We start from the raw sequence: 1,246 nt of genomic DNA on the forward strand, positions 1-1,246 counted from the left end.
CATTACGCCGACATGGATCGGGGTGATCTCGCCGATGTTGGCGGCGTGCAGCTTGACCCCGGCGAACCCCAGCCGGTCGTGAAAATCCGCCGTGTCGGCAAGTTTGCGGCTCAGCCGGTCGACCGCTTCGCAGACCACAACATCAAACCGGCGCGCCTCGGCATCGGCCAGCAGGCGCTGGAACCCTGGCCGGAACCGGCTCGTGCCGCTGATCGCCGCGTCGTCGTAGGTCTGCATCAGCGTCCAGCCCATCCGCGCGATATACCGCCGGCAGACCTCGAATTGGTCCTCGATCGACTCCACCCGCTGGTTGTCCGACGAGTACCGGGCATAAATCACCGCACGCATCAGCAATGACTCCTTATAGACCGGACTGAGATTACCGAGGGCGCAGACTTCTGGGAAGCTTAATGTGCCGAAACATCCTGACTTTGATAAAATCGGCAGGGCTGATATGGCGCCGAGCTGCAAGCTTGTCGGGAACCTCGATGCGGATCGACCGCAAGGGTGGAAAGCGATATGGCCGGTTAACGACTGCCTGCTTGAGTAGCGGACATTCAATCATATGGTGAGTGGGCTGGAATCGGACACCCCGCCTTTCACGCTGGTCGGTCGACCAGCCGAGCGCCCGCGGGTGACGGCTTCTGAGCATGGTAAGGAACGCTGGGGCGACCGGGATGGGGGCTATACGCCCTAATATTGTGAGCGAGTTGAATACTAGCGCGAAAGGTAGGGCTAGTTTCTGACAAATTGCTACCAAAACACCTTCACTATTTACGTTCAATTTTCATCTGCACGTACCGCTCCTGGATCTGATGTGTGTGCAATGGGATTCCATACAGATAATAGATCTCCCTGTCCGTTACAGAGGTGGCGAATGACTGGCAGCATACGGGATGCTCTGTCCTTCATGAAAGCTTCGAAGTCTCCTCTGACCTTGCTGGCCCGTTCGGTCGGATCAAAAATCCCCTTCCAATCGCCAACGTTGAGAGTGTCGAATGGAATGAGATGCGATCGCAGACGGGCCTTCACCATCTCTTCGCCAAGATCCGCGCGCTCAGTTCGCTCGCGCAGGTAGGCGATGGGTTCCTTGGCCGAAATGTTCCGGTTCGTCTTCCAAGTAACCAGAGCGCAATTCAGCGCGCGGTAGCTCGCTCCTTCGGGCATGCCTCCCGGCCCGGTGAGGAGTGCATCGGGGAAGAGATGATGATACTCACGATTGGCAAGATGGTCACGGGTAACTTCC

The 1,246-nt window shown here is 57.7% G+C and carries 2 protein-coding genes; both read right to left on the minus strand.

Annotated elements, in window-relative coordinates:
• Positions 1 to 348: recombinase family protein (locus ACP5E6_RS19095; protein WP_427957081.1), on the minus strand; the 348-nt coding region annotated here is incomplete at its 3' end.
• Between the two features lie 432 nt (positions 349 to 780).
• Positions 781 to 1,246: hypothetical protein (locus ACP5E6_RS19100; RefSeq protein WP_427957083.1), on the minus strand; the 466-nt coding region annotated here is incomplete at its 5' end.

The sequence above is a fragment of the Acidiphilium sp. genome (genome assembly GCF_049977125.1).
In the GTDB taxonomy this organism is placed as follows: domain Bacteria; phylum Pseudomonadota; class Alphaproteobacteria; order Acetobacterales; family Acetobacteraceae; genus Acidiphilium.